Origin of the sequence: Burkholderia singularis (assembly GCF_900176645.1) — a bacterium.
GTDB classification, from domain to species: domain Bacteria; phylum Pseudomonadota; class Gammaproteobacteria; order Burkholderiales; family Burkholderiaceae; genus Burkholderia; species Burkholderia singularis.
The window spans coordinates 12737-30825 of record NZ_FXAN01000041.1; the positions used below are offsets into that span (position 1 = coordinate 12737).

At 65.8% G+C, this 18089-nt stretch carries 15 protein-coding genes and 1 pseudogene; 11 read left to right on the forward strand and 5 right to left on the reverse strand.

Annotated features, from left to right (window positions below):
• Nucleotides 1-147 precede the first annotated feature (147 nt).
• Entirely contained in the window at nucleotides 148-753 is a 606-nt protein-coding gene (locus tag BSIN_RS07415; protein WP_089340064.1) for a TetR/AcrR family transcriptional regulator, read from the reverse strand.
• Between the two features lie 223 nt (nucleotides 754-976).
• Entirely contained in the window at nucleotides 977-2179 is a 1203-nt protein-coding gene (locus BSIN_RS07420; protein WP_089340017.1) for an MFS transporter, read from the reverse strand.
• 459 nt (nucleotides 2180-2638) lie between these two features.
• On the opposite strand from BSIN_RS07420, the gene BSIN_RS07430 reads away from it, so the two are divergent.
• The 3 genes from BSIN_RS07430 (at nucleotide 2639) to BSIN_RS07445 (ending at nucleotide 5483) form a co-directional block, all read left to right on the forward strand.
• A complete protein-coding gene (locus BSIN_RS07430; protein ID WP_089340019.1) occupies nucleotides 2639-3370 on the forward strand; it encodes an SDR family NAD(P)-dependent oxidoreductase in 732 nt (243 codons plus the stop codon).
• A gap of 422 nt (nucleotides 3371-3792) precedes the next feature.
• The gene (locus BSIN_RS07440) at nucleotides 3793-5229 is read left to right on the forward strand and encodes a YeiH family protein (protein ID WP_089340021.1); all 1437 of its coding nucleotides are present in this window, start codon (nucleotides 3793-3795) and stop codon (nucleotides 5227-5229) included.
• Complete coding sequence (locus tag BSIN_RS07445) at nucleotides 5226-5483, forward strand: hypothetical protein (RefSeq protein ID WP_089340022.1); 258 nt, start codon at nucleotides 5226-5228, stop codon at nucleotides 5481-5483. Before BSIN_RS07440 ends, BSIN_RS07445 begins: the two co-directional genes overlap by 4 nt.
• Nucleotides 5484-5806: 323 nt before the next feature.
• Here the strand turns inward: BSIN_RS07445 and BSIN_RS07455 are convergent, their stop codons facing one another.
• Both BSIN_RS07455 and BSIN_RS07460 read right to left on the reverse strand, forming a co-directional pair.
• Nucleotides 5807-6481, reverse strand: a complete 675-nt coding sequence (locus BSIN_RS07455; protein WP_089340024.1) for a DUF2239 family protein — start codon at nucleotides 6479-6481, stop codon at nucleotides 5807-5809.
• A gap of 108 nt (nucleotides 6482-6589) precedes the next feature.
• Complete coding sequence (locus tag BSIN_RS07460) at nucleotides 6590-7492, reverse strand: LysR family transcriptional regulator (RefSeq protein WP_089340025.1); 903 nt, start codon at nucleotides 7490-7492, stop codon at nucleotides 6590-6592.
• Nucleotides 7493-7636: 144 nt separating this feature from the next.
• Between BSIN_RS07460 and BSIN_RS07465 the strand changes: the two genes are divergently transcribed.
• Nucleotides 7637-8410, forward strand: a complete 774-nt coding sequence (locus tag BSIN_RS07465; RefSeq protein WP_059513939.1) for an SDR family oxidoreductase — start codon at nucleotides 7637-7639, stop codon at nucleotides 8408-8410.
• A gap of 238 nt (nucleotides 8411-8648) precedes the next feature.
• On the opposite strand, the gene BSIN_RS07470 is transcribed toward BSIN_RS07465, so the two are convergent.
• Nucleotides 8649-9944, reverse strand: coding sequence for a DUF2242 domain-containing protein (locus BSIN_RS07470; RefSeq protein ID WP_089340026.1), 1296 nt, complete (start codon nucleotides 9942-9944; stop codon nucleotides 8649-8651).
• A gap of 531 nt (nucleotides 9945-10475) precedes the next feature.
• Here BSIN_RS07470 and BSIN_RS07475 point away from each other — a divergent pair.
• From BSIN_RS07475 to mdcA, 7 genes and pseudogenes are all read left to right on the forward strand, one after another.
• The gene (locus BSIN_RS07475; RefSeq protein ID WP_159935893.1) at nucleotides 10476-11309 is read left to right on the forward strand and encodes a WcbI family polysaccharide biosynthesis putative acetyltransferase; all 834 of its coding nucleotides are present in this window, start codon (nucleotides 10476-10478) and stop codon (nucleotides 11307-11309) included.
• Nucleotides 11306-12394, forward strand: a complete 1089-nt coding sequence (locus BSIN_RS07480) for a GSCFA domain-containing protein (protein ID WP_089340027.1) — start codon at nucleotides 11306-11308, stop codon at nucleotides 12392-12394. Before BSIN_RS07475 ends, BSIN_RS07480 begins: the two co-directional genes overlap by 4 nt.
• Nucleotides 12395-12637: 243 nt before the next feature.
• On the forward strand, nucleotides 12638-12847 hold the full coding sequence (locus tag BSIN_RS25780) for a hypothetical protein (RefSeq protein WP_159935895.1): 210 nt from the start codon (nucleotides 12638-12640) through the stop codon (nucleotides 12845-12847).
• Nucleotides 12847-14712, forward strand: a complete 1866-nt coding sequence (locus BSIN_RS07490) for a phosphoenolpyruvate carboxykinase (GTP) (RefSeq protein ID WP_089340029.1) — start codon at nucleotides 12847-12849, stop codon at nucleotides 14710-14712. The genes BSIN_RS25780 and BSIN_RS07490 overlap by 1 nt, the downstream gene beginning before the upstream one ends.
• A gap of 285 nt (nucleotides 14713-14997) precedes the next feature.
• On the forward strand, nucleotides 14998-15921 hold the full coding sequence (locus tag BSIN_RS07495; protein WP_089340030.1) for a 3-hydroxyacyl-CoA dehydrogenase NAD-binding domain-containing protein: 924 nt from the start codon (nucleotides 14998-15000) through the stop codon (nucleotides 15919-15921).
• Nucleotides 15922-15943: 22 nt separating this feature from the next.
• Nucleotides 15944-16084: pseudogene (locus tag BSIN_RS07500) on the forward strand (malonate transporter subunit MadM); the annotation flags it as partial.
• A gap of 345 nt (nucleotides 16085-16429) precedes the next feature.
• Complete coding sequence (mdcA, locus tag BSIN_RS07505; protein WP_089340031.1) at nucleotides 16430-18076, forward strand: malonate decarboxylase subunit alpha; 1647 nt, start codon at nucleotides 16430-16432, stop codon at nucleotides 18074-18076.
• Nucleotides 18077-18089: the final 13 nt, after the last annotated feature.

An 18089-nucleotide genomic window follows, 5' to 3' on the forward strand; every position in this document is an offset into this window, starting at 1 on the left:
CGGTGACGCTCCGCGGCGTTCGAGCCGATACGCGCAATGCAGCCCCGCGCGTCGGCACGGTCTAGACGCGGCGGCTTGCGGCGCTTGCCGAATGGCGCGCGCGTTGCCGTCCTTTTCGCCGTTCGCGCGCGACCGGCGAAAAGGACGTTAGGCGGGCCGTTTGACCAGATAGAAGCCGAGAAACATGTCGACGGCGTTTTGGACCACGAGATCGCGTTCCTGCCGGGTATAGGTCTCCTCCAGGCCGACGACGCGCACCCACAGCAGCGGCTCGTCGATGAGCCCGAGAAATTGTCTGGCGGCGAGTTTCGGGTTCTTGACCGAAATCAGCCCGCGCTTGGCCAATGCGCCGATGTAATCGGCCACGGCGCCCATCGCGGGCGCCTTGCCCTTTTCGAAGAACGTGTTCGTCAAGCCCGGAAATCTGGGGCCTTCCGCGATCACCATCCGCAGAAACGCGACGGCCGACGGCGGAATCCAGAATTCGGAGACCGCGTGACCCAGCCGTGTGAGCCCCAGCCGCGGATCATGAAGCGATTCTTCGTCGCGGGTGATGTCGAAGACGGGAAAGCTCGCCCAGATTCTGGCGATCATCGCTTCGAACAGCGCCTCCTTGCTTTCGAACTGGTTGTACAGCGTGCGCCGCGCCGCGCTGGATTCGGCCGCGACGCGATCCATGCTGGTGCCTTCGTATCCGTATTGCAGGAACACGCGGGTTGCCGCGTCGAGAATCTGATCGCGTTTGGACGGCATCGCCGCATTGTTTTGCGCGAGATCGTCCCGCGCGCGGGAGCGGGCGCGCGCCGCAGCGGGACGGGTTTTTTTTCGAGCGGTAGGGGTATGGGCTGTCTTTGCCACGATGATCGGCGTATCCCGGAAAATACTCAGCGTCCGATTGTACGCAATCGCGCCTCGCACGCGGCGGCATGCGGTCATATGCGGCCGTTTTCGTGTCCGTTTGCGTCGCGGCATCCCGTCAATTCGCGCTCGCCGGGGCGCGGCGCCGGATCAGCGATCGGCTCAACAACAAGCCGCCTGCGACGCCGAGCAGTGCAAATCCCGTCATGCATACGCCGCGCCATCCGTGGATGCTCCACGCGGCGGTGCCGAGCGCGCCGCCCGCGAATGTCGATACCATGTAGACAGTGTTCAGCCGCGCCCGCGCGGCCGGATCGAGCCGGAAGATGCGCGCCTGATTGGCAATCTGCCCGGCCTGATTGCCGAAGTCGAGCAAATTCACGCCGGCCACGAGCGCCAGCGCGGAGGTGTCGCCGGCGATGAGGAAGACGAGGAACGCCAGTGTGGCAGCGCATATCGACAGGCCGTTGACGAAGGTCGGGCCGAAACGGTCCGACAGGCGGCCGCAGCGAGGCGCGACGAGCGCGCCGGCCGCTCCCCACACGCCGAACAGGCCGGCCTGCGCCGGACCCAGACCGAACGGCGGTTGGGCGACGTGAAACACGAGCGTTGCCCAGAACGCGGAAAACGCACCGAACATCGCCGCGCCGAGGCACGCTGAAAAGCGCAGATCGCGCCAGGTCAGCAAAAGCCGCGGCAGCGAGCCGAGCAGCGCAGCGTAGGCCTTCGGTGCGCCTGGTGCGGCATGCGCGCGGCTCGGCACGAAGCGAGGCAGGATCAACAGCAACGCGCCGGTCAGCACGGCGGCCGCCGCATAGGGCGCGCGCCACGAACCGCTCCATTGCCCAATCGCGCCCGACGCGGTGCGCGACAGCAGAATGCCGGCAATCAGCCCGGTCTGCATCGTTCCGACGACACGGCCGGATTGGTCCGGCGGCGCGAGCGACACCGCAACGGGAATCAACACTTGGGGCACGACGGTTGCCATCGTCACCAGCAGCGACATCAGCGCGAGCCATTGCATCGACGGGCTGACGGCGGCGAGCGCGAGTGCGAGCGTGGTGAGCGCGAGCAAGCCGCGCACGAGTCGCTTCGGGTCCGCCCGGTCGGCGCTTGGGACGACGAGCAGGATGCCGAGCGCATAGCCGATCTGCGCGGCGGACGCGACCCTGGCCGCGGCGGACGGCGTGGTGTGAAAGCTGTCCGCCATCGCCGAGAGCAGCGGCTGACAGAGGTACACGTTGGCGACGGTGATCGCGCAAGCGGCGGCCATCGTGGGGATGGCCGCGGGGGAGGCGCTGGACGGCCGGTTTTCTGGCATGACGTTTCCTGAATGTGAAGGCCGATTGAGCCGGCGGAACGCGGGACGTGGCGGCGATGCGCGCGGTTCGGCGGGAAGGACGTGCGGATAATTTTATACTGCACTGTGCAGTGCAATCTACGATATGATCCATCGGGCCCGCCGCGCGGGGCGTCGCGAACATGCCGGTGCATGTCCGCATCGATCCGTGCGATGGCAGACGAGCGGCAAACGAGCGGTAAGAAGCGTTCGATCTCGTGCGCAAGTGCGTCAAGGCGTTCTCTGCGTGCGCAGCGTGCGGGTGCGTCCGAGCACGTTGCCGTCATTGCGAGAACGCGCCGCGTGGCGAGGCCGGAAGAGCATTTCGCATCGCCGCCGTTCGATTTTCACGACGCGGACCGCGCGTCGCCGGGGCGAATGCCGGCATGAGGCCCGCACGGGCGGCGCGGGCCTGACCTTACCCTATCGGAGAGCGGAGAAATGGAACGGTTGAACGGAAAAGTGGCGCTCGTCACGGGCGGCAGCAAGGGCATCGGCCGCGCGATTGCGCTTGCATACGGCGCGCAGGGCATGAAGGTCGCGCTCACCTATATGCGCGACAAGGCATCGGCCGACAAGGTCGTGGGCATGATCGAGGCGCTGGGCGGCCACGCGCAGGCATTACAGGTGGACGTCTCACGTGAATCGAGCATCGCCGGCATGATCGAGCAGGCGCATGCCGCGTTCGGGCAGGTCGACGTCGTGGTGAACAATGCCGGTATCACGCTGCCGAAGCCGTGGCAGGATCTGACGGTCGACGATTGGAACAATGTCATCGCGACGAATCTCTCGTCGGCGTTTCTCGTGACCAAGGCGCTGGTTCCGGGCATGGCGGCGCGGCAGTGGGGGCGCGTCATTATGCTGTCGTCTGTCGCGGCGCAGTTGGGCGGCGTGGTTGGGCCGCATTACGCCGCATCGAAAGCGGGCTTGATCGGCCTTGCGCATGGTTATGCGTCGGCGCTGGCGAAGACGGGCGTGACGGTCAACACCATCGCGCCCGCGTTGATCGACACCGGAATGCTCGCAGGCAATCCGAATGTCAGCAAGGAACTGATTCCCGTCGGCCGTTTCGGCAAGCCGAACGAAGTGGCCGATATCGCCGTGCTGCTGGCGGGAAACGGCTACATCACAGGGCAGACTTTCAACGCGAACGGCGGCTGGTACATGAGCTAGCGCCACGCGCCGCCTGAATCGACGCAGCGCGCCGATCGCGCTTGCCGCGTGCGTTTCGCGAGCCGGTTGCGGTTCACGCAACCGTAAGCGGCGAGGCCATTTGCTTCGGATATCGAATCAATGTTCGCCGGGCGGTTCGCCGCGCGCCGAGCGCGCGGGCTGTGCGAAATAACGCGACGGCGGGCGAAACGATCGGGCCGCCCGATTTGCCCGCACCGCACGCCGAGCACGCGCGCGAAGTCCGGCCGGCGGGCGTCGCGCCAGTGTCCGCGGCGGCGGCGCGCGAATCTTGCGCGATTGACGTGATATGCATAGTCGAAAGCGACCTTTCCATTTGCGAAGCCGTTGCCAATAATAAAAAACCGTCGCCGTCGCGTGCTCGGCGGCAGGCGTTCGGGATGGCTTCGCAAGGAGGAGGGTTCATGGGCGGATCACAACGGGGTACGACGCCTGCGGGCGCGCTGGACAAACGGGGTGCCGACGGCCATCGTCCGGCGCGGTCCGGCTGGTGGCGTGCGCTGATTTCGAATGAAGACTGGTGGTCAATCTGGATCGGGCTCGGCCTGGTGCTGGCCGCCTATTTGCTGTTCGCGTTCGGCGGCAGCATCAAGGGCTTGGCGGTTGCGCCGGCGAAATGGTCGGACGTCGGCCAAGCCGCGCGCGATCTCGGCACGCATTTGACGCGCTACGTCGCGTTGTTCGCAGTGTTCGGCGTGCTGTTTTCGATCAGCGTCGCAGCGCTTGGCCAGAAGCTCGCGCATTTCGTGCCGTCGTTTGCGATCGTGTTCGTCGCATCGGCGTTGATCTATGCGCTCGGCGCGTGGTCCGACGCCGCGAAGTACAACCTCGAGCCGCCGCTGGTCGCGCTGGCGCTGGGGCTCGTGTTGTCGAACGCGTTTGCGTTGCCCGAGTGGTTCCGCGCCGGGCTGCGCGTCGAGTTCTATATCAAGGTCGGCATCGTGCTGCTCGGCGCGACGCTGCCTTTCACGCTGCTCGTCTGGGCCGGCCCGATCGCCGTCGTGCAGGCGAGCCTCGTGTCGCTCGTTACGTTCTTCACGATCTTCGCGGTGGCGGGGGCGCTCGGACTCGACAAACGGTTTGCCGCGGTGCTCGGCGCGGGCGGCGCGGTGTGCGGCGTGTCGGCGTCGATTGCGATTGCGGGCGCGGTGCGCGCGAGGCGCGAGGACGCGGCGATCTCGATCACGCTCGTGATTCTGTGGGCGATCGTGATGATTTTCGCGTTGCCGTTCGCGTCGCGCGCGCTCGGCCTGCCGACCGGCATCGCGGGCGCCTGGATCGGCACGTCGGAGTTTGCCGATGCGGCGGGGCTTGCCGCCGCGCAGGCTTATGGCGATTTCGCCAAACACGGCGCGGGCGCGATCGCCGGTGCGCCGGAGGCGGCGCTGCAGGCGTTCACGTTGATGAAGGTGGTCGGCCGCGATATCTGGATCGGCATTTGGGCATTCGCGCTCGCGATCGTCGCGACGACGCGTTGGGAACGCGTGGACGGCGTGCGCGCGCAGCCGCGCGCAAGCGAGATCTGGGCGCGCTTTCCGAAGTTCGTGATCGGTTTTGTCGTGGCGTCGGCGTTCGTCACGTGGGTCGCGAGCCATTACACGCTCGCGGATTACCGAAAGATCGTCACGCCAGAGCTTGTTGCGCCGATCACCGTATTGCGCACCTGGGCATTTATTTTCTGCTTTTTCTCGATCGGCCTGACGACGCGGCTCAAGGCGTTGTCGGCAACCGGTGCGAGGCCGTTTGCCGCGTTCACCGCCGGCGTGGCCGTCAACGTGATCGTCGGCTATTTGCTGTCGGTCTATGTGTTCGGCGGCTACTGGGCGAGCCTTGGACAATGAGCGCAATGCCATCGTCGCGCGCGCACGCCGACGGCGGCGATCCGCCGGGCCGTTGCGCGCAATGCCGATATTGGGACGCGGCGCGCGGCGGCCTCGAAGCGGCGATCGCCGGGCTGGGCGCGCTCGGCTCGGCTTATGGAGCGAGCGTGGCCGAGAGCCGGCTATGCAGACGCTGCGAGCGGATCGTATCGCCCGGCGACGGTTGCCGGGCGTTCAGTCCGATCGAAGTCGGCGGCTTGGGCGACGCTCGCTGATGCGGCCGGCGAATACGACCAGCCGATCACGAGTGGCCGGCGCGGACGACAGGCACAACCGGTAACCCGGTAACCCGAGCCCGCCGCGTGGCCACCGCCAAACGAGATCGCATGCGGCGTCGCGGCATGGGCGCAGCCGGGCGGTCCGCTGCTGCGTTCGAAGCGGCCGCGTGGCGGATCGTGCCGTTGTGTCCCGGCACGCGGTCGAACTTGCTCGTCATCGCGCCCGTCGCGTGCAGCTCGGGCGACGCCGATCCTGCACACAAGCGGGCGCGAGCGCACCGGCATGCCGATCAAGCGCCGTGACGCGAGGCACCGCCCGTCTACTCATGGCCGTATGCGAGCGCGATCGTATGGCTGCGCACGTCGTCGGGCCACGAGGTGATCGATGCGTGCAGACGGTCCGCATCGTTCGCGAAGAGCGCGCGCGCTGCTTCCTCGAAGCCGGGCAAATCGCCCGCGATAGCCGACATGAAGTGATAAGCGCGCTCCTGGGCCTGGCGGTTCAGATCTTGCTGCGCATGGGTGCGCCGCGCTTCGTCGACGAGCTTTCGCAACGCGACCGACGCGCCGCCAGGCTGCGTCGACAGCCATTCCCAGTGACGCGGTAGCAGCGTGACCTCGCGCGCGATCACGCCGAGCTTGGGCCGGCCGCGCCCGCGCGGCTCGGCGCCGCCGGTGTTCGAGCCGTGCGCCGCGCCCGCGCCGCCCCCGTGCATATCGGGCGTCTCAGACGCCGGGTCCGTACCCTTGCCGGCACGGGATGCGCCGGCAGGCGCGGGCTGCACGCGGGCAAAGCGCGCGGCAATGTCGTCGTCCGAGCCTCGGGTGTCGATGTCGATCGAGCGGCCGGTCGCATTGTCGAAGATCAGGATCGGGCCGGCCGACGGGTTGTCGGCCGCGCGTTTGACTGCCAGCGCGACGCTTTGCAGCGAGCCCGACGCAAGCAGCCGATAGCCGTCAAAAGCCGTGTGAGAAGGAAGAGGAAGATGTGTCATCGCATGTGTCGAATGGCGGGAGAATGCGAATTTATACCCGGATATAAATAGAACGTCAATAATATCCGGGTAATAATTGTGCGGCCATGCGGCGGATGCCCGCCAGCGCTACAGCAACACCTGTTCGCGCAGCAATGCGTCGAGCCATTCCGCAAACACCTGGAAGCGCCGCGACAGATGCTGCCGGTGCGGATACAGCAGCGCCATCGGCATCGGTGCGGCGCGATAGTCCGGCATCACCTCGACCAGTTCGCCCGCGCGCAAATGCGCGGCCACATCGTATGCGGGAACCTGGATCAGCCCGAGTCCCGCGACGCAGCACGCGATATACGCCTCCGCGCTGTTGACGGTGACACGCCCGCGCCGCGACAGGCGCTTGACTTCGTTGTGCTCGACCCATTCCCACGGGGCGATCCGCCCGTTGGATGGCGATGCGTAGTTGATCGGCTGATGATGCTCGAGATCGGCGGGCGTGGCGGGTATGCCGTGGCGCGCGAGATACGCGGGGCTCGCGACGTTGATCAGCGGCAAATTGCCGATGGTGCGTGCGATCAGCCCGGAATCGCTCAGCGTGCCGACTCGCAGCACGCAGTCGACGCGCTCCTCGATCAGGTTCACCGCGCGGTCGGTGACGCCGAGATCGATGTTGATCTGCGGATACCGGTCGAGGAAGGCGGGCAGCGCCGGCGCGACGATCAGGCGGCCGATGCGGCCCGGCATGTCCACGCGCAGCGTGCCGCTCGGCCCGATGCTCGTATGGCGAAACAGGTTCTCGGCTTCCTCGACGTCGGCGATCAGGCGCAGGCAGCGTTCGTAAAGCGCCGCGCCGTCCTGTGTCACGGTGACCCGGCGCGTGGTCCGGTTGAGCAGGCGCGCGCCGAGGCGGCCTTCGAGTTCCTGCACGGCGGCCGATACCGACGAGCGGGGCAGGCCGAGCGTATCGGCGGCGCGCGTGAAGTTCGCGCATTCGACGACGCGTGCGAAAACGCGAAACAAATCGATCCGGTCCATGACCTTGGGCGCGACGTGATTGTCCAGAAATTCTGACGACTGATGTCAGAGAACATGGCTTTATGGAGATTTTTTGGAATATATCATCCGAAGATGCAAGAGGCGGCACTGGGCCGCTTCTGTCCAACAAAAGGGAGGGCCTTCATGGCTGACCACAGCATCCAGGGCAAGACTGTCGTGATCGCGGGCGGCGCGAAGAATCTGGGCGGACTGATCGCGCGCGATCTTGCCGCGCATGGCGCGAAGGCGGTGGTGGTTCACTACAACAGCGCGAGCTCGAAGGCGGACGCCGAAAAAACCGTGGCCGACGTGAAGGCGAAGGGCGCGCAGGCCGTGGCGCTGCAGGCGGATCTGACGACGGCCGGCGCGGTCGAAAAGCTGTTCGCCGATGCGGTGGCCGCGTTTGGCCGTCCGGATATCGCGATCAACACGGTGGGCAAGGTGTTGAAGAAGCCGATGGCGCAGATCAGCGAGGCGGAGTACGACGAGATGTCGGCGGTCAATTCGAAGGCCGCGTTTTTCTTCCTGAAGGAGGCGGGCAAGCACGTGAACGACAACGGCAAGATCCTGACGCTGGTGACGTCGCTGCTTGGCGCGTTCACGCCGTTCTACGCGGCGTATGCGGGGATGAAGGCGCCGGTCGAGCACTTCACGCGCGCCGCGGCGAAGGAACTGGGCGCGCGCGGAATCTCGGTGACGGCAGTCGGGCCGGGGCCGATGGATACGCCGTTCTTCTATCCGGCCGAAGGCGAGGATGCCGTCGCGTATCACAAGACGGCCGCGGCGCTGTCGCCGTTTTCGAAGACTGGGCTGACCGATATCGAGGATGTCGTGCCGTTCATTCGGCATCTCGTCAGCGATGGCTGGTGGGTGACCGGGCAGACGATTTTGATCAACGGCGGATATACGACCAAATAAGCGATCGAATCAGCGGTTGGATAGGTGGCCGGATTGGTGGCCACGTAAGGGCGCCATTCGTCAACCGTCAGCGCAAAAATCATCGCCGGGCAGCTTGCCGCAGTATTCGCCCGGGTTATGGTCCAGTGGCGCGCCCGGAGTGATCGGCGACGATCATTCCGGGCGCGTTTTTTTGTTTTCACGCGAGCGGCCGTGGCGGCGCAGCGGGGGCGCGATGGCGAAAGACCGGAGCGGGCGGTCAATGCCAGTCGCCGGTAGCCGGCCGGCCCGCGATGTCGCTGGCCGTATCCGCTTGCAGCCGAGTGCCCGGCAACGATATTGCCGCGTTGGCGTCGGGCGAGACCGGCAAGCCTGACGAGACCGCCGAGACCGGAGCGCTCGTGGCGGGTTGGCGCGCCGGGGGCATCGAAATCGGTGCGCGCGGGTTGGCTGGCGCTGTCGCCGACATCGACGCGGCGACGCCAGCCGACGGCAGGGCTTGCGACGAAGGGGCGGACGCCGGCGAAGCCGGCGCGGGGGATTGCGATGGAGCGGGCGCAGGCGATGGCGCGGGCGATGACGATGACGCAGGCGCGGCCGACGGTGCCGCGTCGACGCGTGGCGTCGAGGCTCGCGGCGCAGCCGGCATGGAGGCCGCATCGGGCGCCGGTTTCGACCCGGGCGCGAAAACGGCAGCGGGCATCGGCGTGGGCGGCGCCGCACGCATCGACGCCGGCGGCGGCGCGGGCGCCGGGGTAAGCGTCGAGGCTGGCGCGGGCGGATGCGTCAGAGTATTCGGCGACGCCGGCGCCGGCGTGGCGGCCGGCGTGGACGCCGCAGCCGCCGGCGCGGCGTTTGCCGCGGCGTCCGACGCTGGCTCGTTCGAGCCCGTTGCAGCAGGCGGCGGGCTCGGCGTGTTCAACTTCATCGGCGTTTCATCGGCCGTCGCGGCGGGCTCGGGCAGCGGCGCGACGCGTTCTTTCTGCGCCGCGGCGACCGTGGCCTTGTCGCGCCGCGTCGGGTCGATCTTCAGGAAATGATCGACCAGATTGAAGAAGCGCTCATAGAACATACCGGCCGGAATGGTTTCGCTCGCGATCTTGACCATCGCGTCGTCGCTCGAGCCGATCGGCAGCGACAGCGAGCCGAACACGCTCAAGCCGACGCTCGCGGACGTGTTGGTTTTCTTCAGCGAATAGCGATCCTGAACCGCGTTCACGTAGGCGACGCTCGATGCGCCGTCTGCATCGGCGTCCGCGCACACGACATGGAATTCGATGACGACGTGTGAATCGTTGCTCGGCTGGAAGTTCTTGCTCCCGTCGATCGCGTCGGGGCGCGTCGCGCTCGCCATATAGCCTTGGCTGAGCAGCGCGCGGCGCGCGGCCTCGCACGTGGCGGCCGATTTGTCGTGGAACGTGCGCGCATATGGGCTGGCGGCCGCGTCGAACTGCTCCTGCTGATACAGCGGTTTCTGCGTGCTCGAGCACGCGCAGAGCAAGGCTGCGGTCGCCATGGCGCACGCAGCGGGGAACGGTCGGATTCGATTCTGCATGGCGTCAGTCAAAGGGGGCGCCCGCCGTGTCGGGCGCCGGATATCGCGTGGCAAGCCGGTCATTATAGTTTTTCCTGGTGCAGGGCAGCATCACGCGCCGCCGTGCAGTCACGCCGCCTGCCGCGCGGCGGAATCGGAAAATTCCTAAATTACGGCATTTCGTCAATCGCAGTGATTATTCGAGAGAATATTTGTTGAATGTTTTCTTGGGATTTTCAATCTTCCGGAATTTAAATCTTATAAATGTGATCATTGGCGCTTCGAGGCGATGAATGATTGCGGTTCCGTGCTTTAGAAAAAATTACCTGCAAGGCAGACGAATACCGCGATTGCCAGGGAAATTTGTTCCGGATGGGCGCGCTGGGAGCGATTCCATTTGAATTGATTCCCGATCGATGCTTCTATCCGCATTCTGGCGATTTTTGTAAAAACTGATTATCTTTCTGCTACGCTATGCGCAGCCAGATAGATTGATTCATTAACAATATTTCAATCGAGAATGAAATGACCGTGAAAGAAAGATGGCTGGTCATGTCGAATTGCCAAGTTGCGGGGATGACTCATTCGCTATCGCTGATCTGTCCTCACGCGAAAGTCGAATCATGTGATTATTGGGGTTTTCAGCACAGCGCCGATTTCTGGCGCCAGCATATTCGCGTTTACGATCATATTATTGCGATTCCCGAATTTCAGCGCCTCGGCATCGTGGATCTCGAAGCGATGCCGAACGTGCTCATGATGCCCGCGGTCTACTTCCGCGCATACCATCCCGATCTGCAATACGTGTTTCACGCCGGCAAGCCGGTTAAAAGCCCGCTCGACGATTATCATTCGACGATCGTTTTTGCCGCGTACCAGCATGGGTGCTCGGTGGCCCGGACCAAGGCGCTCTTCAACGAAAAAACCTACGACGCGCTTTGTTACTTTTCCCAGTGGGAGCGCGAGAAAAAAGACTTCCTCGACCGATATGCCGAGTACGACCTCGATTTCTCGCCCGAACTGAGCAGATGGACGCGCGCCGGCGCGTTCATGCACAGCGTCAATCATCCGAAGGCGCATGCGCTGCATGACGTCGCGTTGAAAGTCGCGAAGAAGGTGGCGGGCGATGCGGTGGTCGAGTCGGGCATCGTTCCTCACGACACGCTCGTGCGGCTGCCCGTGTTTCCGATCTTCCCGGAGCTGGCCGAGCGTTTCGGCGTCGAGCACGGCAGCTATCTGTTCAAGGGCGCCGATTACGATTTGCTGACGCTCGACGAATTCATCGAAGCGTCGTTCGCCGCATATGCGAACTTCGGCAAGAGCGAACTGTACGGAAACAGCCCGCATCTCACCCGAGCCTTGCAAATGATCGGGGGCGAACTATGACGAATCCCTACAAGCATCTTCCCGCGCATCAGTTTTGGCGCAAGGCCGTCGCCAACACCGAGATGCACGCGTTCGATCCGGTGGTCGCGCCCAAATTCACGATCAGCGCGCAGCAGAAGGTCGGCACCGCGGGCAGTTGCTTCGCCCAGCATATTTCGCGGCGTCTGGCCGGAATCGGATTCAATTATTTCGTGCCGGAATCGGGCGCCGATTTTTCAGAAAGCGAGCGCAAGCGCCTTGGCTACGGCGTATTTTCCGCGCGGTTCGGCAACCTTTATACCGTGCGGCAGCTGTTGCAGCTGTTCGAGGAATCGATGGGACGGCGCACGAAGACCGAAACCGTTTGGCGGCGGCCGGACGGACGGTACGTCGATGCGTTCCGCCCGGCGGTCACACCGGAAGGCTACGGCAGCCCGGACGCGGTGCTGGCCGCGCGTGCCGAGCATCTGCCGCATGTGAGGAAGATGTTCACCGAGATGGACGTTTTCGTATTTACGCTCGGGTTGACCGAGAGCTGGTCCAATCGCGCGCACGGCGAGGTGTTTCCGCTCGCGCCGGGCGTGGCCGGCGGCGCTTACGACGAAGCCGCATACCGCTTCACGAACTTGACCGTGTTCGACGTGATGAGCGATCTGCGCTCGTTCCTGCTTCAGCTCAAGCAGGTGAACCCTCGCGTCAACGTGCTGCTGACGGTCTCGCCGGTGCCGCTCATCGCCACCTACGAGAACCAGAACGTGCTCGTCGCGACCACCTATAGCAAATCGGTGCTGAGAGTCGCCGCGCAGACGGCATGCAACGAGTTCGACTGGGTCGACTATTTCCCTTCCTACGAAATCATCACCGGCCACTACAACGCCGGGCGCTACTACGAAAGCGATCTGCGCGAAGTCAACAACCTCGGCGTGAGCCACGCGATGCGCTGTTTTCTCAAGCACTACACGACGAGCGGCGCACGGCCCGCCGCGGAGTTCGCGCAAGCCGTGCAGCCGGCGCTCCCGGATGCGCCGCTCGACGACGCGCACGCGGCGCCGTCGATCGGCAGCGTCATCTGCGACGAGGAATTGATCGAGCGGGTTTCCCGCTGACCGGTGGCCGTGCGCGCGCCGGCAGCTCCGGCGCGCGCATCCGGTTAAGCCATGCTTGGGCCGCCGCGATCGCACACAGGCGTCGGTGAAAACCCTCGGCTTCGAGCAGTCCGCCGATGCTGGATTGCACCCATTGCGGATCGTGAATGCGCCGCCACAAGCCTGTCACGTCGGGCTCGCGTGCCCGGCCTGCCGGGCCGCGCGTTGCTGCGGCGCAGCGCGAGCGGCATGCGTGGCGATGGTATGCTGGATTACCTTGATCGTATGGCAGGCGTATCAGCAAGCATGTCGGAGCCGTTGTTCCATTACTCTAAGAAGAACGAATGCGAATGCTTCGGCGCCGAAATGGCGGGCGCGCTGCCCGCCGCGCGCGCGTCCCGCCTGCGGCCCCGCTCCCGTTGCGGCGGCGCACCGAACACGATATTCCGATTCAACAACCTGGAGACACGCTAATGACCCGAAGCAACGTGGTCGCGGCCACGCGCACCGTTTCGCTCGATGTACCCGAATACGTCAAACATCGCGGCCTGATCGACTGGGTCGCGCGCATCGCCGAGCTGACCGAGCCCGAGCGCGTCGTCTGGTGCGACGGCTCGCAGCAGGAATACGATCGCTTATGCGACGAGATGGTCGCGCAGCGCACGATGATCCGGCTGAACCCCGCGAAGCGGCCGAACTCGTTTCTCGCGCTGTCCGATCCGTCGGACGTCGCGCGCGTCGAGGACCGCACGTTCATCTGCAGCGAATCGCGCGACGACGCCGGGCCGACCAATCACTGGATCGCGCCCGCCGAAATGCGTGCGACGCTCGACGGCCTGTTTCGCGGCGCGATGCGCGGCCGCACGCTGTACGTGGTGCCGTTCTCGATGGGGCCGCTCGGCTCGCCGATTGCGCATATCGGCGTCGAGCTGTCCGATAGTCCCTATGTCGCGGTGAACATGCGGATCATGACGCGCATGGGCCGCGACGTGCTTGCCGCGCTCGGCGAGCACGGCGATTACGTGCCGTGCGTGCACAGCGTCGGCAAACCGCTGGCCGCCGGCGAGAAGGACGTGCCGTGGCCGTGCAATCCGACCAAGTACATCGTGCATTTTCCCGAATCGCGCGAGATCTGGAGCTTCGGCTCCGGCTACGGCGGCAACGCGCTGCTCGGCAAGAAGTGCTTCGCGCTGCGCATCGCGTCGACGATGGGCCGCGACCAAGGCTGGCTGGCCGAGCACATGCTGATTCTCGGCGTAAGTTCGCCCGAGGGGCGCAAGTATCACGTCGCCGCCGCGTTCCCGTCCGCGTGCGGGAAGACCAACTTCGCGATGCTGATCCCGCCGCAGGGCTTCGAAGGCTGGAAGGTCACGACGATCGGCGACGATATCGCATGGCTCAAACCCGGCCGCGACGGGCGCCTGTATGCGATCAATCCCGAGGCCGGCTTCTTCGGCGTCGCGCCGGGTACCGGCGAGAAAACCAACCCGAATGCGATCGCCACGCTCAAGGAAGGCGTGATTTTCACCAACGTCGCGTTGACCGAAGACGGCGACGTCTGGTGGGAAGGGCTGACCGACACGCCACCCGCGAAGCTCACCGATTGGCAAGGCAACCCGTGGACGCCCGAGATCGGCAGGCAAACCGGCAGGAAGGCCGCGCATCCGAACTCGCGCTTCACGGCGAGCGCGTCGCAATGTCCGTCGATCGACGCCGATTGGGAGAACCCGGCCGGCGTGCCGATCGACGCGTTCATCTTCGGCGGCCGCCGCTCGAACACGGTGCCGCTCGTGACCGAGGCGCGCGATTGGGTGGAAGGCGTCTATATGGCGGCGACGATGGGCTCGGAGACCACCGCGGCGGCGGTGGGCCAGCAGGGCGTGGTGCGGCGCGACCCGTTCGCGATGCTGCCGTTTTGCGGCTACAACATGGGCGACTACTTCGCGCACTGGCTCGCGCTTGGCGAGAAACTCGCGGCGGCGGGCGCATCGCTGCCGAAGATCTATTGCGTGAACTGGTTCCGCAAAGATGCGAACGGCAAGTTCGTATGGCCGGGCTTCGGCGAGAACATGCGGGTGCTGAAGTGGATGCTCGAGCGGATCGACGGCCGCGGCGCGGGCGTCGAGCATGCGTTCGGCGTCACGCCGCGCTATGAGGATCTGCATTGGGACGGCCTGGCGTTCTCGCCTGAGCGGTTCGAGCAGGTGACGTCGATCGACGCGGACGAATGGCGCGACGAGCTTGCGCTGCATGCGCAGTGGTTCGACAAGCTGGGCGCGCGGTTGCCGCGTGCGCTTGCCGAGACGAAGGCGAAGCTCGACGCGCGCTTCGCGCGCTGATACTGGCCGGGCCAGTACGCGGGCGGTGCTGTGCGCGAAGCGCCGGCGCCGCAGCCGGATCAGCGGCAACGCCGCATCACGCGATTGGCGCGGATGCGGCGTTTTTGCGTCGGGTGCGCGCGTGCCGACGCTCAGGCGCAGGACCGCGATTCGATGCGGAATCGCTCGGGGCCGCTATTGTGGTGGCGTGGCGTGCGCATTTGCCGGGTGCAGTCAGCCGCGTCATGACGGCTGGGCGGTTCGCCGGCTTGAATCGAATCGAATCAAATCAAAGGAGACCTCAAGATGGACGCACAACGGATCGCCGTGATCGGCGCGGGCGTGATCGGCGCAAGCTGGACGGCGTTTTATTTGTCCAAAGGCTTCGACGTGACCGTGACCGACCCCGCCCCCGATGCCCGCGCGCGGCTCGATGCCGCGCTGGCGAGGTTTGCCGGCGAGCGCGCCGCCGAATTCGCCGCGCGGCTTGCATTCGAGCCGCAACTCGATGCGGCGCTCGACGACGCCGATTTCGTGCAGGAGAGCGGCCCGGAGCGGCTCGACGTCAAGCGCGAGTTGTATCGCCGGATCGACGCGCGGCTGCCGGCGCATGTGCTTGTCGCGTCGAGTTCGTCGGGGCTCAAGATGTCGGACATCCAGGGCGCGTGCGAGCGGCATCCGCAGCGCTGCCTGATCGCTCATCCGTTCAATCCGCCGCATCTGATTCCGCTCGTCGAGCTGGCCGGCGGCGCGGCGACGTCCGCCGATGCAATCGCACGGGCGAAGCGCTTCTACGACGAACTGGGCAAGGTCACGATCGTGCTCAACAAGGAGATGGCGGGCCACGTCGCAAACCGGCTCGCGGCGGCGCTGTTTCGCGAGGTGTATTACCTGGTGGGCGAGGGCGAGGGCGTGGTCAGCGTCGAGGACGCGGACAAGGCGGTGTCATGGGGGCCGGGCCTGCGCTGGGCGTTGATGGGGCAGAGCCTCATCTACCATCTCGGCGGCGGCGACGGCGGAATCGCTCATTTCCTCGAACATCTGTCCGGGCCGATGACGACATGGTGGGACGATCTCGGCACGCCGTCGTTTTCGCCGGACGTCGATCGCAAGCTGATCGACGCGCTGCGCGAGATCCAGGGCGAGCGCTCGATTGAGGCGCTCGGCGCGGAACGTGACCGCCTGCTCGTCGAGTTGATCGAAGCGCGGCGCAAGAGCTTTTTGCCGTGAGGGCGTTGCGTTACGCGATGCGGTGGTTGCGGGCCTCGCGGCGGCCGGCCGGCGGCTCGTGCCATACGGCGCGCTGATCGTGACGTTTCATTCCGGCGTGGGTTGCCTGCTCAGGCCATTGTCGCTGCGGTGTTTCGCGACGGGCGCAGTGGTCGGTGGCTAAGTGGGGCGGCGCGATGGCGGAGGGCGCGCGATGCCGGGTGCTTGCCGGATTTCGCCCACGCGCGGGTGCCCTCGGCCTGACCGGCGCGCGAGGCGTGAACCCTGCATCCCGCAGCCATAAGCGGCCGAACGCAGCGGCTGCGTTGCGGCAGGCGGCGCGGCCTGTTCGCGGGATGCGGCGCTTGCCCGCGTCGACCGACACTGGCTCGGCAACGCGGCCTGCGTGCGAACGCGCTGTTCATCGCCTGCATCACTGAGTCATATCGCGCAATATCATCAATTGCCGCGACGCTCCGGCTTACAATGCTGCAAACTCCATCGAACGGTTCGACGCAGGAGACTCCGTATGACGGGATGGAACTATGCCCGCGCGGCGCGCGCCGCGCGCGTTGCCGAGGCCGCGCCGCTGGCGCGGCGCAAGCGGGTCGACGCGCGCGATGCGACCGCGCTGCTCGAGGCAGTGCTGCGCCCGGGCGACCGCGTCTGCATCGAGGGCGACAACCAGAAGCAGGCGGACTTGCTCGCCGCGGCGCTCGCCGCCGTCGACCGCACGAAGGTGCATGATCTGCATATGGTCCAGTCGGGCGTCGTGCTGCCCGAGCATCTCGACGTATTCGAGCGCGGCATCGCCAAACGGCTCGATTACGCGTACTCGGGCCCGCAGTCGCAGCGCATCGCCAAGCTGCTGTTCGGCGGCAAGATCGAGCTGGGCGCGGTGCATACGTATCTCGAGCTGTTCGCGCGTTACTTCGTCGATCTCACGCCGAATGTCGCGCTCGTCGCCGCGGTGAGCGCCGACGCCGACGGCAATCTGTACACCGGCCCGAACACCGAGGACACCCCGACCATCGTCGAGGCCACCGCGTTCAAGGACGGCATCGTGATCGCGCAGGTCGAGCGTATCGTCGAGCGCGTGCCGCGCGTGGACATTCCAGGCGATCGCGTGCATTTCGTGGTCGACGCGGGCCGGCCGTTTCATGTCGAGCCGCTTTTCACGCGCGATCCGGCGGGCATCACCGAAACGCAAATCCTGACCGCGATGCTCGCGATCAAGGGCATTTATGCGCACTATGGCGTGAAGCGGCTGAATCACGGCATCGGCTTCAACACGGCGGCGATCGAATTGCTGCTGCCCACCTACGGAGAGCGGCTCGGCCTGAAGGGCCGGGTCTGCACGCACTGGGCGCTGAATCCGCATCCGACGCTGATCCCGGCGATCGAAGCGGGTTGGGTCGAGCAAATCCATTGCTTCGGCTCCGAAGTCGGGATGGACGACTACATCCGCGCACGTTCCAATGTCTTTTTCACGGGCGCGGACGGCTCGCTGCGCTCGAACCGCGCGTTCTGCCAGATGGCGGGCCTCTATGCGTGCGACATGTTCATCGGCTCGACGCTGCAGATCGATCTCGCGGGCCACTCGTCGACGGTGACGGCCGAGCGGATCGCGGGCTTCGGCGGCGCGCCCAACATGGGCAGCGATGCGCGCGGCCGGCGCCATCCGAGCGGGCCGTGGCTCGCGGCGGGCGCGCAGGCCGATCCGGCCACGCCCGCCGCGTTGCGGCGCGGGCGCAAGCTCGTCGTGCAGATCGGCGAGACGTTCGGCGAGAAGAACGCGCCGATGTTCGTCGAGCGGCTCGACGCGCTGCGTCTGGCCGACCAGTTGTCGCTCGATCTCGCGCCGGTGATGGTATACGGCGACGATGTCACGCACATCGTGACCGAGGAAGGCATCGCGAACCTGCTGATGTGCCGCGACGCCGACGAGCGCGAGCACGCGATCCGCGGCGTCGCGGGCTATACCGAGATCGGCCGCGGGCGCGATCGCAAGCTGGTCGAGTGCTTGCGCGAGCGCGGGGTGATCGTGCGCCCCGAGGATCTGGACATCGATCCGCTCGACGCCGACCGGCGCCTGCTCGCCGCACGCTCGATCAAGGATCTGGTTCACTGGTCGGGCGGGCTGTATGCGCCGCCGTCCCGATTCCGTAATTGGTGAAGAGGAGCAGGGG

Bases quoted from the DNA above. Each gene is read 5' to 3' on its own strand.
- BSIN_RS07415 (WP_089340064.1), bottom strand. From the start codon at position 753: ATGCCGTCCAAACGCGATCAGATTCTCGACGCGGCAACCCGCGTGTTC.
- BSIN_RS07420 (WP_089340017.1), bottom strand. From the start codon at position 2,179: ATGCCAGAAAACCGGCCGTCCAGCGCCTCCCCCGCGGCCATCCCCACG.
- BSIN_RS07430 (WP_089340019.1), top strand. From the start codon at position 2,639: ATGGAACGGTTGAACGGAAAAGTGGCGCTCGTCACGGGCGGCAGCAAG.
- BSIN_RS07440 (WP_089340021.1), top strand. From the start codon at position 3,793: ATGGGCGGATCACAACGGGGTACGACGCCTGCGGGCGCGCTGGACAAA.
- BSIN_RS07445 (WP_089340022.1), top strand. From the start codon at position 5,226: ATGAGCGCAATGCCATCGTCGCGCGCGCACGCCGACGGCGGCGATCCG.
- BSIN_RS07455 (WP_089340024.1), bottom strand. From the start codon at position 6,481: ATGACACATCTTCCTCTTCCTTCTCACACGGCTTTTGACGGCTATCGG.
- BSIN_RS07460 (WP_089340025.1), bottom strand. From the start codon at position 7,492: ATGGACCGGATCGATTTGTTTCGCGTTTTCGCACGCGTCGTCGAATGC.
- BSIN_RS07465 (WP_059513939.1), top strand. From the start codon at position 7,637: ATGGCTGACCACAGCATCCAGGGCAAGACTGTCGTGATCGCGGGCGGC.
- BSIN_RS07470 (WP_089340026.1), bottom strand. From the start codon at position 9,944: ATGCAGAATCGAATCCGACCGTTCCCCGCTGCGTGCGCCATGGCGACC.
- BSIN_RS07475 (WP_159935893.1), top strand. From the start codon at position 10,476: ATGTCGAATTGCCAAGTTGCGGGGATGACTCATTCGCTATCGCTGATC.
- BSIN_RS07480 (WP_089340027.1), top strand. From the start codon at position 11,306: ATGACGAATCCCTACAAGCATCTTCCCGCGCATCAGTTTTGGCGCAAG.
- BSIN_RS25780 (WP_159935895.1), top strand. From the start codon at position 12,638: ATGCTGGATTACCTTGATCGTATGGCAGGCGTATCAGCAAGCATGTCG.
- BSIN_RS07490 (WP_089340029.1), top strand. From the start codon at position 12,847: ATGACCCGAAGCAACGTGGTCGCGGCCACGCGCACCGTTTCGCTCGAT.
- BSIN_RS07495 (WP_089340030.1), top strand. From the start codon at position 14,998: ATGGACGCACAACGGATCGCCGTGATCGGCGCGGGCGTGATCGGCGCA.
- mdcA (WP_089340031.1), top strand. From the start codon at position 16,430: ATGACGGGATGGAACTATGCCCGCGCGGCGCGCGCCGCGCGCGTTGCC.